This window comes from Candidatus Tisiphia endosymbiont of Sialis lutaria (assembly GCF_964026535.1).
GTDB lineage: Bacteria > Pseudomonadota > Alphaproteobacteria > Rickettsiales > Rickettsiaceae > Tisiphia.
Genome location: NZ_OZ032153.1, coordinates 488,628 through 504,243, shown reverse-complemented (window position 1 = coordinate 504,243; position 15,616 = coordinate 488,628). Strand labels below are relative to the sequence as shown.

The window sequence follows — 15,616 nt, the reverse complement described above, 5'->3', positions numbered from 1 at the left end:
TTAATATAATCCATTAATTTGGGATAAGAATAAGCCCTTTAAAGAATGGGTAATAGTAGTTACTGAGTTAGGGAATGAAAAAAATAAGTAATACCGCAAAAATAATAAAAACAACTATTAGTGTAGCAAAAAAATCTGTTATATTTATAGATATAGTGAATTAACTGGAATTAGTGCCGAATAAGCACCCATCGTGCTGTCATTGCGAGGAGCCGCTTTGCGGCGATGCGGCAATCCAAAAAATGCTCAGGAATGGATTGCTTCGTCGGCTACGCCTCTTGGCAATGACGTTTTGTACTTTAACTCTTTTTCCGTGAATGCTCACTAATATTGGAAAAATTGTTTTCATATTTTTGATGAAAATAGTAAATTTCTATAATTTTTTGTTTGTCTAGGAGACGGTCTCCTAGCAACTGGCAATTGAGGTTAATATAATGTTTAACTATAATAATATATTTGATAATCACATAACTAGAATTAAACAAGAAGGCAGATACCGTGAATTTGTTCCTGTTCAAAGGCAGGCAGATAATTTCCCGTCCGCTTGGTATGTTGATAAAGAAATTGTCATGTGGTGTATTAATGATTATCTTGGAATGAGTAAGCACCCAGATGTTACCAAAGCTGCTCTAGAGGCTATAGCCAAATATGGCATTGGCTCTGGTGGCACAAGAAATATAGGCGGCAATAATAGCTGTATAATAGAATTAGAACAAGAACTAGCAACCTTACATAATAAAGAATCAGCTTTAGTCTTTACTTCCGGTTATGTTGCCAATGATACCACCCTTGCAACACTAGCAAAAATAATGCCTAATATAGTTTTTTTCTCAGATGAGTTAAATCACGCTTCTATTATTTCTGGTATATGTAACTCAAAAGCTGAAAAACATATTTATCGACATATTGATGTTCAACATCTTGAAGAACTACTTAAAAAGGTAGATATTAATAGACCAAAGATTATTGTTTTTGAATCCGCTTATTCTATGGACGGATTATTTTCTCCAATAGAAAAAATAGTGAATTTAGCTAAAAAATATAATGCTTTAACTTTTATTGACGAAGTACATACAGTGGGTCTATATGGCAAGCATGGTGCTGGTATTGCCGATCTTCAAGGTTGTGCTGATAAAATTAATATTATCCAGGGAACCCTTGGCAAGGCTTACGGCGTTATTGGCGGCTATATTGCAGCTGATAGTCAGATTATCGATTCTATAAGACTTACGGCTCCAGGTTTTATATTCACCACCTCTTTACCGCCAATTATCGCTTCGGCAGCAACTGCAAGTATTCGTCATTTAAAAAATTCTAATATAGAAAGGGAAACTTATCAAAAGGTAATAGCCAAGGTAAAAAAATCTTTTGATCAAGCTAAAGTGAATTATTTTAAGAATGATAGCCATATTATACCAATAATTATTGGCGACCCAATTAAAGCCAAACAAGCCTCTAATATGTTGTTGAATGACTATAATATTTATGTTCAGCATATCAACTTTCCAACAGTACCACGTGGTACAGAACGCTTAAGAATCATTCCAACACCCAACCATACCGATAAAATGATTCAGGATCTTACCAAAGCTCTTGTTGAAATTCTTAGTGTACTGGATATATCACCATCCATCAATTCCCATTCTATAATAAAATTACCTCTATACCCAGCAGCATAGGTACTACATAGAATAGTCAATTGATGAGAAGTTTGTGACGTCGTTGCTCAATCTCGCCTATTACTTATAGGCGTCGCTCCATCGCTCCTGCTACCCAATTCCCCTGAATTGACTATAGGAGGCAATCCATAATTCGTTCCTTTGTCATTCCCGCGTAGGCGGGAATCTATATCCCTGTTTATGCAGGGATGACAGAAAAATGGATATCATACTTTTAACTTATAATGGTTTCGTCGCTACTAAAGCAGTTCCTCGCAATAACGTCTTGTACTTTTCCGGAATCTTTAAATTGTCATGGGTGTTATGCGTAAGTGAGTAATTCAATAAAAAAGTTCTATTTTATACTCCATGACGTTGTATTATTTGGCTTTTTATCTCTGCAATAGCTTTAGCTGGATTTAAACCTTTTGGACAAGTTTTGGTACAGTTCATAATTGTATGACAACGATATAGCTTAAACGGATCTTCTAAAGCATCTAAACGCTCTCCAGTATACTCATCCCTAGAATCAGCAATCCATCGATAAGCTTGTAGTAAAATCGCAGGACCTAAATATTTATCACCATTCCACCAATAGCTTGGGCAGGAGGTGGAACAACATGCACATAATATACATTCATATAGCCCATCTAATTTTTCTCTATCCTTAAGCGACTGTAATCTTTCACTATTGGAAGGAGGAAGAGTATCAGTTTTTAGCCAAGGTTCTATCGATTCATATTGAGCATAAAAATGCGACATATCAGGTACTAAATCTTTTACTACTTTCATATGTGGTAAGGGATATATCTTAATATCACCACAAATTTCTTCAATAGGCTTAATGCAGGCAAGTGTATTAGTTCCATCTATATTCATTGCACAACTACCACAAATCCCTTCACGACAAGAGCGTCTGAAGGTCAAAGTAGAATCTATTTCATTTTTTATTTTAATTAAGGCATCTAGAACCATTGGGCCTGTTTTGTCTAGATCTAACTCGTAAATATCAATTCTCGGGTTTTCCTCAGAATCTGGATCATACCTATAAATCCTAACATTACGTAGCTTAGCCGCTTTCCCAGAATATTTATGTACTATACCTTTACCGACTTTAGAATTAGGTGGTAATCTAAGTTCTGCCATATCTATTCCCCACTCTACAAGTCTTTTTTCCGACTTGGTTTTTTAATTTTTATAGTACCATTATCATCATTGCTCATTGGAAATAAATTTGCCTCTTCTGAATTCATAGCTCTACCACTAAGCAAGTTTTTAATCTGTTGCCCTGACAATGTTTCATGCTCAATTAATATTTTGGCTAATAGATGGAGTTCACTAATATGCTCAGTTAGTATATTTTTTGCTAAATCGTAACCTTTTTCAACAAAATTTTTCACTTCCCTATCAATTAATTCTGCGGTATGTACAGAAGTATGACCTTCCCCCCTACCACTAGCATACATATCTTCATTGCTTGAGCCATGATATACAGGCCCTATTGCATCACTTAGCCCCCAATCAGTTACCATAGCTCTAGCCATTCTGGTTGCCATTTTAATATCAGAAGAAGCACCAGAAGTAACTTTGTCTTTACCAAAAATAAGTTCTTCAGCTACTCTGCCTGCCATTGCTACCGCTATGTCAGCTTCCATTTTATCACGCTGTATAGAAAACCGATCATTTTCAGGTAATCTCATTACCATACCAAGCGCTTTACCTCTTGGAATAATAGTTGCTTTATGAATTGGATCAGAAGCTGGGCAGTAAAGCCCAACTAATGCATGCCCACCTTCATGATAGGCAGTTAGTTTTTTCTGCTCATCTGACATAATCATAGAACGTCTTTCCACGCCCATTAACACCTTATCTTTTGCTTCCTCTAATTCCAGCATATCAACTTCTTTTTTGCCTTTACGAGCAGCAATTAATGCCGATTCGTTAACAAGATTAGCAAGCTCTGCCCCTGAGAATCCAGGAGTTCCTCTAGCTATGGTTCTAGGTATTATATTCTTAGCACATTTTATCTTCTTCAAATGTACTTGTAAAATTTGTTCTCTACCATCAATATCTGGATTAGGTACAGTAATTTGACGATCAAACCTTCCGGGTCTTAGTAAGGCAGTGTCAAGTACATCAGGTCTGTTAGTTGCCGCAATAATCACTACTCCTTCATTATCTTCAAACCCATCCATTTCAACTAACATCTGATTCAATGTTTGTTCACGTTCATCGTTACCACCGCCCATGCCAATACCTCTGTGACGACCTACAGCATCTATTTCGTCAATAAAGATTATGCAAGGGGCATTACGCTTCCCTTGTTCGAACATATCACGTACACGGCTTGCACCCACACCAACAAACATTTCAACAAAATCAGAACCAGAAATACTAAAGAACGGAACATTTGCCTCACCTGCTATAGCTCTTGCTAACAGAGTTTTACCTGTTCCAGGCGATCCTATTAATAAACAGCCTTTGGGGATTTTACCACCAAGTTTCTGGAATTTGCTTGGATCTCTAAGAAAATCAACAATTTCAGTTAATTCTTCTTTAGCTTCATCAATACCAGCAACATCTTTAAAAGTAACTTTTGGTCCCTTATCTGAAACTAGCTTGGCTTTAGATTTGCCAAAACCCATAGCTTTTCCACCGCCTTGCATTTGACGCATGAAAAATACCCAGCCACCTATCAACAGAATCATTGGAAACCACGAAATGAATATGCTAAACAATAGGTTCATTTTGGTATCAGGAGGTATTACTTCAATATATACACCGTTACTACTTAGACGGTTTATTAAATCTGGATAGTCAGGAGCATAAGTTGAAAAAGCTGTTCCATCACTTAGATTTCCATCGATTATTCTACCCTGAATTTTAACAGAACTAACTGCTTTTTCATCAATTTTGGTTAAAAAATCTGAGAAAGAAATATTACTCTTTCCTCCAATAAAACCATCATTTTGAAATGCATGAAAAACAAGCACCATTAAAACAAAAATCGATACCCAAATTAGAACATTCTTACCTTGATTATTCATCTACAACTCACCTAACAGAAATGCGTAAAACGCGATACAAAATTTGGAGAAAAAGAAACGTCAAGCCCCTTACTCAACCCCTCATCATTATAGTAGGATATATGGGGTATGGCTATAACTTTTTCAAGTATCTTGACTACTGGTAGAGTGAATAAAATAGCAACATGGTTATTGAAACTTGTCTCTTTTAGTATTGTTAAATCTAAATCTTTTCTTATTTTACTATAATCCTTGATCGTTAAATTACTTACTAAGTAGCCTGAATTATTTGCAAAGCTTCCTGTAAAACGGAATCTACCATCCCAAATATCTATATTGTTAAGTTTAATGTCCATCGGCAAACTTCTGCCAAATTCCCGGCAAATTATTAAATTATTATTAATTTTTTTTATCACACAACCATGTAATGTTTTAGTAAAATTCATTTGTTGTTGTAATAATATCACTATTATCCTTATTGGCTCTGATCTACTACTACGATTTTTACCGCTAATAATGATAAGGACAAAACTAATTAACTGTAGTATTATTTCGCTAGAAAATCCTGTAATCTGTAATAAATTTATAGTAGCAAAACCGAATTGATAAATTTTTACTGATTCGGCAATGCAAGCGATTAATTCAGGTTGCAATTTTTCTTCTACTAATTGGTTGATTGTAGATTGCTCAGAAATTATTTGATTTTTTACATATTCTCCTTGTTGAGATAATTTTTTTCTAATAATATTTCGTTGGTATTTGTCAGATTTATTCGATTCATCTTCAAACCATTTTATATTATTGGCAATTAAATACGTTACTAACCGTTGTTTTGGTATGTTAAACAATGGTCTCACTATTTTAACATTATTATACCAATTAATAGGGCTACCACTAAGTCCAAATATGCTACTTTTTTTTTCTAATCTCAGACAATAATTTTCTATATAATCATCCAAATGATGGGCTGTCAAAATTGTCAATATATCTAATTTTTTACATAAATCGGTCATTAATTGATAACGCCCTTCTCTTGCCCTTGCTTGTAAATTAGAAAAATTATTTTGGTGATCGAAGTGAAGTAGATGGTAGTCATACCCCAATTTACGGCTTAAATCCCGAACATACTCATGCTCTAGCTTAGATTGTTCCCGCAAATGATGGTCAACTAACATCACAACCATACTAATATTTTCACTAATACTATTAGTGCTGACCCATTTATGTGTTAACATTAAAAGGGCTATGGAATCAGACCCCCCAGAAACAGCTAAGGCAACAGACCTCGGAGGTCTATTGCCAATTAGCTGCTCAATATTTTGCTGAAATTGTTGATAAAGCATTATTTTTTTTCAGTAGAGCTAGGATTTTCTTGATCTTTTTTCAAATCTGAAATTCTTTTTTTATATTCTCGTTCTTTAGCAAGATATTTTTGAGCTTCTTGTGAGATTTTTTTATATAATTCGCGTTTATGAGCGTTAATTTTAGCAACTTCTATTCGATATTGTTTTATTTCTTCCCTCAGTTCTGCTGAAATTCCTGCAGCATAAGAACCGAACTCATCAATAATTTTTTGTAATTCATTATCGTTATTAACAGTAGTACTATTAATATTAGTTTGTTTGGCATTTGACATTGTGGGTGACGTAGTATTTGCTATACTATATGAGCTTAGTAATAGCACTCCTACAATAGTAATTGCCTTATACAGAAAGTCTAATCTATTTTTTTTTATCATTTATACACTCCATAAAAATACTTTTATATAATTTTTAAAATTTAATTGCTAAATATGAAAACTAGCAAAATAAATATACATTATTATCTTTCTTAACACTAATCATAAATTATATGATATACGAAAAGAATTAATCATTTTATTTGACTTTTTGTACATAAATCTATATAAGTGCACTGATTATATAATGAATAAAACAGTATGGATAAGGTGAAAGATAATAGTTATTTCTCAGAATTAAGAAGAGTGGTTTGGCCAATTGAAGGGCATGAAAATAAGAAGTTTCTGCCTATGGCAGCTATGATGTTTTGCATTTTGCTCAACTATTCCACCCTTAGGTCGATAAAAGATGGATTTGTCGTAACAGCTATTGGTCCTGAATCAATAAGTTTTGTAAAAACCTATGTCGTTTTACCAATGGCAATACTATTTATGATTGCTTATGTAAAGCTTTGTGACTTTTTAAAACAAGAAAATGTTTTTTACGCTGTAACCAGTTTCTTTCTGGCATATTTTATATTATTTACTTTCGTATTATACCCATATCCAGAGTTGGTGCATCCTAATCCTGAAACAATTGAGACATTAAGTAATGCGTATCCCAATTTTAAGTGGTTTATTAGGGTAGTTGGTAAGTGGAGTTTTGCAGTCTTCTATGCTATATCAGAACTTTGGGGAAGTATGATGCTTAGCTTATTATTTTGGCAATTTGCTAACCAAATTACTAAGACTGAAGAGGCAAAACGCTTTTATTCTATGTTTGGTATGTTAGCAAATTTATCTTTACCAGTTACTGCCATAATACTTTGCTATTTTTTAAGCACAGAAACTCAAATAGTTGCAGAACATCTGAAATATACTCCACTATTTGTTATTATGATGGGTAGTGCTGTAATTATCATGTTATTGTATAGATGGATGAATCAGCATGTTTTAACCGATCCTACTTTATATGACGCAACGAGTAAAGTAAGCAAGAAAGGTAAGGTTAAGCTATCTCTTATAGAAAGCTTTAGAATGATTTTTAGTTCAAAATATTTAGGGCTTATTGCCTTACTCATTATATCTTATAGTGTGTCAGTAAATCTTGTAGAAGGTGTATGGAAGTCAAAGATTCAGCAACTATATCCAAGCAAAGAAGACTATACCATGTATATGGGGCAATTTCAGGCTTGGCAAGGTGTGACAGCTATATTATTCATGGTTGTTGGCTCTAATATCTTAAGAAGGGTTTCTTGGTTCACTGCCGCGATGATTACTCCTATGATGATGTTAATTACTGGAATTGCTTTTTTTGCCTTCATCTTCTTTGATAGTACTATTGCGATGTATGTTACTGGTCTATTCGCTTCTGGACCTTTGGCAGTAGCAGTGATGATTGGAATGATTCAAAATATTTTAAGCAAGGCAACAAAGTACTCATTATTTGACGCTACCAAAAATATGGCATATATTCCTATTGATAAGGATCTTAGAACAAAAGGACAAGCGGCAGTAGAAGTGATAGGTGGTAGGTTCGGTAAATCTGGTGGTGGTATTATCCAGTCAACATTCTTTATCTTGCTTCCTACTTTTACCTTCGTTGAAGCTACCCCTTATTTCGCTGCTATATTTTTTGTTATCGTAATATTATGGATATACGCGATTAAAGCACTTAATAAGGAATATCAAGTTCAGATTAATAGCAAATCTGGAAGTTAGTTGTAACAAGGCTAGGAGGCTGCCTACGATAACTAATTAATTATATTTTGAGCTATTTTTCGGCGAGAATAGATATGACTTTTGTAGGAATAGTCATCTATTTCAAGAAAATCATGTTTATTCGCAACCAAAAAGAGCCAAATATAGAATTACTTTAATTGTTGCAGGCAGTCTCCTAGCATCGTCCATTGTCACTATCAAATTAGGATGCTACCTTAATCCATATATCCATCAACTGCTACTTTGTTTGGCGGCATATGACCTATCCTTCTGTCTAACAGACTAGAAAAACCACCTTATTCATATCTCACTTTCTTTCGTCTAAAGAAGCTAGGAGTCTGCCTACAATAACTAAGTAATTCTATATTTGGCTCTTTTGGGCTGCAAATAAACATGATTTTCTTGAAATAGGTACATTATTTCTGCATAAATCATATTTATTCTCACCAAAAAATAGCTCAAAATATAATTAATTAGTTATTGCAGGCAGTCTCCTATTCCTCGTTGCGTCGTTCCGATCTCTTCCGGTCGTTAGGATTCAACATTGCCTTACGAAGTCTAATTGATTTAGGAGTAACTTCTACCCTTTCATCACTTTCGATATAGCTGATAGCTTGCTCTAATGTCATAAGGAGTGGTGGAATGAGCCGCATAGCTTCATCCTTACCCGAAGCCCTAACATTTGACAATTGCTTGGCTTTTAGAGGGTTGACCTCTAGATCATTATCCCTATTATGTTCTCCTATAATCATTCCCTGATATACTAGTTCATTAGGGTTTATAAACATTTTTCCACGATCTTCAAGATTCCATAGAGCATAGGCAACAGCTTCACCATCTCCATTGGAAATTAACACTCCATTACGCCTTCCTTCAATAGCTCCTTTATAGGGAGCGTAGCTATGGAAAACACGGTTCATAACACCGGTACCCCGAGTTTCAGTTAAGAATTGACCGTGATAGCCAATAAGACCACGTGATGGTCCTAAAAATGTTACTCTAGTTTTACCGCCGCCGGATGGACGCATATCAGTCATTTCTGCTTTACGTATGGCAAGTGACTTAACCACAACCCCAACAAAATCATCATCAACATCAACTTGGATTTCTTCAATTGGTTCTAATCTCTTCCCCTGTTCATCCTCTTTGAATAATACGCGTGGTCTGCTGATTGATAGCTCAAAACCTTCACGTCTCATAGTCTCGATCAATATTCCTAATTGTAGCTCACCACGACCTGCAACTTGAAAAGCATCTTTTTCTTCAGTTTGGCTGACCTGTATTGCTACGTTACTTTCGATCTCTCTCATCAATCTATCGCCTAAAACTCTAGCGGTAAGTTTTGAACCTTCTCGTCCAGCAAGAGGAGAGTCATTTACTCCAAAGGTCATAGATAATGTTGGTGGATCTATAGGTAAGGATGGCAGTGCTACCATTATCTCAGGAGCACATATCGTATCGGCTACAGTAGCGTTTTGAATTCCAGCAATAGCAATAATATCCCCAGCATATGCCACATCGATAGCTACCCGTTCCAATCCTCGGAATGATAGTATTTTGCTTATTCGGGCATTTTCAGTTGTCATATTATCACGATTTAGGGCTTTAACATTTTGGTTGGTCTTAATTGTCCCACTATGGATACGACCAGTAAGTACACGACCAAAATATGGGTTATATTCTCTAGTGGTAACAAGCATAGAAAAAGGAGCTTCGCTATCAGCGATAGGAGTAGGCACATGAGATACTATCAAATCAAAAAGTGGAGCAAGGTCTTTTTGCTCATCGTCTAAGTGACGCGATGCCCAACCGCTACGCCCTGAAGCATAGATAATAGGAAAATCTAATTGTTCATTATTTGCTTCTAATGCCAGAAATAATTCAAATACTTCATCGACTACTTCACTTACCCTTCTATCGGGGCGGTCAATTTTATTGATAACAACAATTGGTTTTAAACCAAGTTTTAGAGCTTTTGACAACACAAATTTTGTCTGAGGCATTGTGCCTTCAGAAGAATCAACTAGTAATATGACCCCATCTACCATAGTAAGAATGCGTTCTACCTCGCCACCAAAATCAGCGTGACCAGGAGTATCAACTATATTGATACGGATATCTTTCCACATCAGGGAGGTGCATTTAGCTAAAATGGTTATACCACGTTCACGTTCCAGGTCATTTGAATCCATAGCACGCTCTGCTACTTCCTGGTTTGCTCGGAAAGTTCCACTTTGCTTAAGCATATTATCAACTAGAGTGGTTTTACCATGATCAACGTGGGCGATAATAGCAATATTGCGAATAGCAGACATCAAAAACCTTTAATATATTTTTTTTAATTGGTGATTATATAGTATAATGGATCAAAATGGAATAGAGTTCTTATAGTGTTTATATAGTAATTTTATTAATATAGTCAATTCCGGAGAATTTGGGGCTAGGAGGCTGTCGGAAACAACTATAACACTTCATTTAAGTAATAATTTGTACTTGTAGAATTTGGAATTTTAGTTTATTAGATTATGAGTTTTTAGGTTTCCCGATAAGCTACCTATTGCAAAAATAATAAACTAAACATAAGAGAACAGATGTCAAAAAGACTATCATTATTATCAAAATCCCTCCATTTTAATTTTAGTAAACTAAAAGATGAGCCTTTGGAAAGAAAACTTAAACTAGAGCCGAAAATTAAATCTGGTAATACATTACTCTGTTTTGATTTTGATGGAACAATGGTAAAACACTCTCTAGAGCAGTTTCTTATTGATGCCTTTGTACCTAGTGCGAATTATTTAGAGAAGTTTCTAGCAAATGAAACAGAAAATGAACAAAACAAAGAACTATTAAGAAAAACATCAGATTTTATACCTCATGTAGATCGATTCCTAGCAGATGAAACAAAAGGTTGGAAAAACAAGGAGCTATTAGTAAAACTATTAAAAGCAGACTGTCATATAGCCATTGTATCTTTTTGCTCATATCCTGATGCCATCAAATATGCTCTTAAGCAGCTCTTAGGAAAAGAGGCAAGTGAAAAAATTCTGGTAGTGTCGTATCCCATTGGAAAGGATATGTCCAATATGGGTAAACAGAACCATATAGAAGACGCTAAGGACTATTTTGGTATTGATGATAATCAAAATGTTGTTTTAATAGACGATAATCCCAATAATGGATATATAGCATCTAACAATGGAATACATGCAATACATGTTGGCAAAGATGATGATCCCGGATATTTAGATCAAGCTTTTAAAATAGTTGACAAGTGTACAGTTAGTCAAGATAGTTTAGATCAATCAACATCAACAGATAGTGCATTTAGTGCATTAGAACTGTCGGGGGAGTTACCCTCTGATTCTGACATTTTATAGCTCTATCTACTGTATGAAGATGAAAAATATTTTTTGCTAAATCTATACCTATTGTGTTATATTCCATTTTGAAACAAATACTATCGTCAATTGATGAGAAGTTAGTGACGTCGTCCCTCGTTACTCCTGCTACCCAATTTTCTTGAATTGGCTATAGGTTAAAATGGGAATTAGTATAAATCTCTAAAAAGGTCATATCAACAGTGGATACAAAGGATAATTCAGTTAAGTTTGATAATGATGTGTTGAGAACAAGTCGTTTGCGTGTAGCCAAATCAATTAATTCTACTTCTATTACTAAAGAAAAAATTGCTTGTATGTTAAAAGATAAATTGGGGCTATCAAACCTTATATGCGAAGAAATAGTCAAACAAATATTTAGCAATATCCAGCAAATGGCAAGCAAGCAAAGATTGACGTTAGTAGGTTTTGGCAGCTTTTGTACTAGCATAAAAAAACCTAGACCTGGTATAAATTTTCATACAAAAGAGGCGGTGATAATTCCAGAAAAACAAGTAATACGTTTTATACCTGCTAAAAAATTAAAATTATTAATTAATAAAAATGCAGGATAAAAAATATTACTCCATTAGCGAAGTAACAAAACTTCTAAATATTCACTCTCACCAGCTAAGATATCTAGAGCGTATGTTGCCAAACCTAGCTATACATAAGATACGTAATAGACGATATTATACAAGCCAGGATATTGAATATTTGAAGACCCATATGGCAAACAAGAGTGTACCTCTAGAATTAGAGCAGCCTGCTGACCTATTAGATAATCAAATAAATAAGATTGATTATCTAATCAAAAATTTTTATGACTTATCATTAACTATCCAACAAATCCTCTCTAAAGTTGGGAATAACTCACCTTACGCATAAACCACATGACAATTTAAAAATTCCGGAAAAGTGCAAGATGTCATTGCGAGACCACTACGTGGTCGAAGCAATCCACATTCATTAGATTGCTTCGTCGCTACTAAAGTAGCTTCTCGCAATGACGCCAAGCTATTTTCTATATGACTTTTAAATGCCATGCATAAGGAGGTGAGTTATCACTATAAATCTATATGCTGTTTTTCATAGCTTTCATGTCGCTCTTGCGATTCAATACACAAAGTTGCAACGGGTCTTGCTTCTAAACGTTTTAAACCAATTGGTTCTCCAGTTTCTTCGCAATAGCCATATTCATTTTTTTCTATCCTTACCAAAGCCTCTTCTATTTTATCAATAAGCTTACGATACCTGTCTCTTGTTCGTAACTCTAGTGCCGTATCCGTTTCAATTGATGCCCGATCATTAAAATCTGGTTCATTCCAATTTTCTTCCTTGAGATGGTTTAAGGTTTCCCTCGATTCTTCCAACAAAGAACGTTTCCACTCAAGAAGTTTTTGTCTAAAATATTCTAACTGTTTAGGGTTCATATATTCTTCGTCGTTAGAAGGCTTATATCCTTCCAGTAAGGTAATTCTAGACATATTAGGTTTCTCAATATTAAAAGTATGGATAATATAACGTATAACTAAAAATTATGGCAAGAAGATTATAATATTTTGCTATCAGATTTTGATATTGGGTGGGCATTATTATAAATATTCTCCAAATGTTTTAGACTAACCTTAGTATAACGCTGGGTAGTTGATAAGCTTTTATGCCCAAGTAATTCCTGAATAGACCTTAATTCTGCTCCATTTTCAAGTAAGTGTGTCGCAAAACTATGCCTAAAGGAATGAGCTGATAAATGCTCCGGTAAACCATAGAAGCGACGTAATCGTATTAATTCACGATTAAACACTGGAGCTTGTAATTTTTTACCCAACTTACCTAGAAATATTGGGTCTTTTTCACCGATACTATAAGGTAATTTATTTAAATATTGTTCTATAAAATCTTTAGCTATTGGCGTCCATGGTATTATCCTCTCCTTTTTACCCTTTCCTGTTATTTTTATAAACTCTAAGTCTTGTAGATGAGATTTAGTTATCGATAATGCCTCAGATATTCTAAGCCCAGCAGCATAAATAAGCACCAATAGGGCTTTATTTCTCCATTCCACCCATTCTAAATCAGTAAAATTATCAATATGTTCAATAGATAATTGAGCGTCATCCTGCGATAAAGATTTAGGTAATATTTTAGCTTTCTTAGGACTTTTGATGGAAAAAATGGCATGGCAAGTAATATTAGTGGTCTTTTCTAGATATTTATAAAAATTCTTGATCGCCGATAAGCCTCTAGAATTAGAATCTGCTAGGTAATTATCTTGCTGCCTTTTAGAAAGCCAGCTCCGTACTAGCCTTATATCAACTTGCCTTAGAGAATTAATGGTTATGATTTCCGAGTTATAATGATTTAGGAAATTTAGAAAATTTTCTAAATCATTTTTATAAGAAATTATCGTATGTTCCGAACAATTTCTTTGTAATTTCAGATATTTTTGCCATTTATCTATCAACTCTAATATTTCTTGTTGTTTTTTTTGAATCATCGATTATTTACCTATACAAAAATTACTAAATATTTCTCCTAACACTTCTTCAACGCTAATCTTACCAGTAACATTACTCAAACTTCTAATAGCCATTCTAACATCTTCTGTAGCTAACACTAAGTCATTTTCACCATTAAAATTCTCATTATTGAATTTTTTTAAATATTCCAAGGCTTTTTCTATAAATGCTCGTTGACGTTGTCTAGTAATATGCGGGGTTTCGGTTAAACCAGCTATATTATGAGCAATATTTTCAATTTCCTTTAACAGACTATCCATCCCAATATTATCTTTTATAGAAATCTTTAAATAATTTTTCTTTAATTTATTGATACACATATCTATTTGACACTTATCATCTAGCAGATCAATTTTATTGATCAATATTATTGTATTGTCATCAATTAAATTATCCAATGAGGGTGAGTTGCTTAATTTTACCGCATCAAGCATAACTATTTTGATATCAGCCATTCTTGCTGATTCAATTGCCCGTTTGATGCCTTCTAATTCTATTAAATCATTACTATCCCTTATGCCAGCTGTATCTTGTAATATAATTGGATATCCTCCAATATCTAGATGTCCCTCAATTATGTCACGAGTTGTTCCCTCAATATTTGAAACAATGGCAACATCTCTTTGCATCAAAAAATTAAGTAAGCTAGATTTACCAACATTAGGAGTTCCTAAAATGGTTAATTTAATGCCTGTTCGAAGTAATTCCCCCCGTCTATTATCGTCAAGATGTTTTATTATAGCATATTTAAGTTCCCTACTAAGAGTCATAACCCTATTTAATATTTCTTGCGGAATATCTTCATCGGGGAAATCAATATAAGCTTCTAGTAAACCAATAATAGTCAGTAAAGTTTGTCTCCACCCATTATAAAGTGTTTCGAGTTCTCCTCCAACTTGCTTAACCGCCTGCCTATGTTGCCAAACAGTTTCAGCTTCAATTAAATCGGCAATACCTTCTGCCGCAGTTAAATCAAATTTACCATTTAAAAAAGCCCTACGGGTAAATTCCCCAGGCTCTGCCATTCTTAAACCTTCGATGGTTAACAATGTTTCAGTTAGCATAGCAGCAATTGCTATACTGCCATGAGTATATATTTCTACTACATCTTCTCCAGTAAAGCTAGCTGGAGCTTGGAAGTATGCTACAACTGCTTCATCAATTAATTCTTGATTCTTAGGGTTGATAAGTTTTTTACAGTACATGACTCTAGGAATAAACGTGGCATTATCATTTTTAATTAGGTGTTTTAATGCAACCAAGCTGTTAGATCCAGAAATACGAAAGACTGCAACACCAGCTTTTCCTGGTTTAGAGCTTTGAGCAAAAATAGTTTCCATGATGGTGCGAGCCTCTTGCTAAGTAATTTATTTTAATTATAATACATTAAATAGCTTAGTCTGGGATAAGAATTATGCTAATCTAAATAAGTTTTTGAGAATACAGGTGTTATTGTGAAGAGAACGAGGCGATCTATAAATTGTCATTCCAGTGTAGGAAGTTATCCCTGCGTAAGCAGGGGTCTAGATTCCCGCCTACGCGGGAATGACAAGAGTGAGCGGGAATGACAAGGTAAAAACGTCATTGCGAGGAGACC

13 protein-coding genes are annotated in these 15,616 nt (G+C 34.5%); 5 read left to right on the top strand and 8 right to left on the bottom strand.

The annotated features are described in order from the left end of the window. The first annotated feature begins 434 nt into the window (after nucleotides 1–434). Complete coding sequence (gene hemA / locus AAGD20_RS02405; protein WP_094649256.1) at nucleotides 435–1,679, top strand: 5-aminolevulinate synthase; 1,245 nt, start codon at nucleotides 435–437, stop codon at nucleotides 1,677–1,679. A gap of 339 nt (nucleotides 1,680–2,018) precedes the next feature. Here hemA and AAGD20_RS02400 read toward each other — a convergent pair whose 3' ends face one another. The 4 genes from AAGD20_RS02400 to AAGD20_RS02385 are packed head-to-tail and all read right to left on the bottom strand — an operon-like array spanning nucleotide 2,019 to nucleotide 6,422. Further along, a complete protein-coding gene (locus AAGD20_RS02400; RefSeq protein WP_094649257.1) occupies nucleotides 2,019–2,804 on the bottom strand; it encodes a succinate dehydrogenase iron-sulfur subunit in 786 nt (261 codons plus the stop codon). A gap of 14 nt (nucleotides 2,805–2,818) precedes the next feature. After that, nucleotides 2,819–4,705 (bottom strand): ATP-dependent zinc metalloprotease FtsH, encoded by a 1,887-nt coding sequence (ftsH, locus tag AAGD20_RS02395; protein WP_341749252.1) that lies wholly within the window; start codon nucleotides 4,703–4,705, stop codon nucleotides 2,819–2,821. Nucleotides 4,706–4,716: 11 nt separating this feature from the next. Further along, the gene (tilS, locus tag AAGD20_RS02390) at nucleotides 4,717–6,027 is read right to left on the bottom strand and encodes a tRNA lysidine(34) synthetase TilS (RefSeq protein WP_341749251.1); all 1,311 of its coding nucleotides are present in this window, start codon (nucleotides 6,025–6,027) and stop codon (nucleotides 4,717–4,719) included. Next, nucleotides 6,027–6,422, bottom strand: coding sequence for a hypothetical protein (locus AAGD20_RS02385; RefSeq protein ID WP_094649260.1), 396 nt, complete (start codon nucleotides 6,420–6,422; stop codon nucleotides 6,027–6,029). The genes tilS and AAGD20_RS02385 overlap by 1 nt, the downstream gene beginning before the upstream one ends. Before the next feature lie 201 nt (nucleotides 6,423–6,623). Here AAGD20_RS02385 and AAGD20_RS02380 point away from each other — a divergent pair, with 201 nt between their 5' ends. Beyond that, nucleotides 6,624–8,123 (top strand): NTP/NDP exchange transporter, encoded by a 1,500-nt coding sequence (locus AAGD20_RS02380; RefSeq protein WP_341749250.1) that lies wholly within the window; start codon nucleotides 6,624–6,626, stop codon nucleotides 8,121–8,123. A 494-nt stretch (nucleotides 8,124–8,617) separates the two neighbouring features. Here AAGD20_RS02380 and typA read toward each other — a convergent pair whose 3' ends face one another. Beyond that, nucleotides 8,618–10,438 (bottom strand): translational GTPase TypA, encoded by a 1,821-nt coding sequence (gene typA, locus AAGD20_RS02375; protein WP_341749249.1) that lies wholly within the window; start codon nucleotides 10,436–10,438, stop codon nucleotides 8,618–8,620. Nucleotides 10,439–10,714: 276 nt separating this feature from the next. On the opposite strand from typA, the gene AAGD20_RS02370 reads away from it, so the two are divergent. The 3 genes from AAGD20_RS02370 (at nucleotide 10,715) to AAGD20_RS02360 (ending at nucleotide 12,388) form a co-directional block, all read left to right on the top strand. Next, nucleotides 10,715–11,500: a hypothetical protein gene (locus AAGD20_RS02370; protein WP_341749248.1), complete on the top strand. Its 786-nt coding sequence runs from the start codon at nucleotides 10,715–10,717 to the stop codon at nucleotides 11,498–11,500. Between the two features lie 278 nt (nucleotides 11,501–11,778). Further along, nucleotides 11,779–12,075 carry an HU family DNA-binding protein gene (locus tag AAGD20_RS02365; RefSeq protein WP_341749427.1) on the top strand — a complete coding sequence of 99 codons (297 nt, stop codon included), beginning with the start codon at nucleotides 11,779–11,781 and terminating at the stop codon, nucleotides 12,073–12,075. After that, nucleotides 12,065–12,388: a MerR family transcriptional regulator gene (locus AAGD20_RS02360; protein ID WP_094649385.1), complete on the top strand. Its 324-nt coding sequence runs from the start codon at nucleotides 12,065–12,067 to the stop codon at nucleotides 12,386–12,388. The genes AAGD20_RS02365 and AAGD20_RS02360 overlap by 11 nt, the downstream gene beginning before the upstream one ends. Before the next feature lie 179 nt (nucleotides 12,389–12,567). On the opposite strand, the gene dksA is transcribed toward AAGD20_RS02360, so the two are convergent. From dksA to mnmE, 3 genes are all read right to left on the bottom strand, one after another. Continuing rightward, the gene (gene dksA, locus AAGD20_RS02355) at nucleotides 12,568–12,987 is read right to left on the bottom strand and encodes an RNA polymerase-binding protein DksA (protein ID WP_094649386.1); all 420 of its coding nucleotides are present in this window, start codon (nucleotides 12,985–12,987) and stop codon (nucleotides 12,568–12,570) included. 65 nt (nucleotides 12,988–13,052) lie between these two features. Then, entirely contained in the window at nucleotides 13,053–13,997 is a 945-nt protein-coding gene (locus AAGD20_RS02350) for a tyrosine recombinase XerC (protein WP_341749247.1), read from the bottom strand. A 3-nt stretch (nucleotides 13,998–14,000) separates the two neighbouring features. After that, nucleotides 14,001–15,359: a tRNA uridine-5-carboxymethylaminomethyl(34) synthesis GTPase MnmE gene (gene mnmE, locus AAGD20_RS02345; RefSeq protein ID WP_341749246.1), complete on the bottom strand. Its 1,359-nt coding sequence runs from the start codon at nucleotides 15,357–15,359 to the stop codon at nucleotides 14,001–14,003. Between the last annotated feature and the right edge of the window lie 257 nt (nucleotides 15,360–15,616).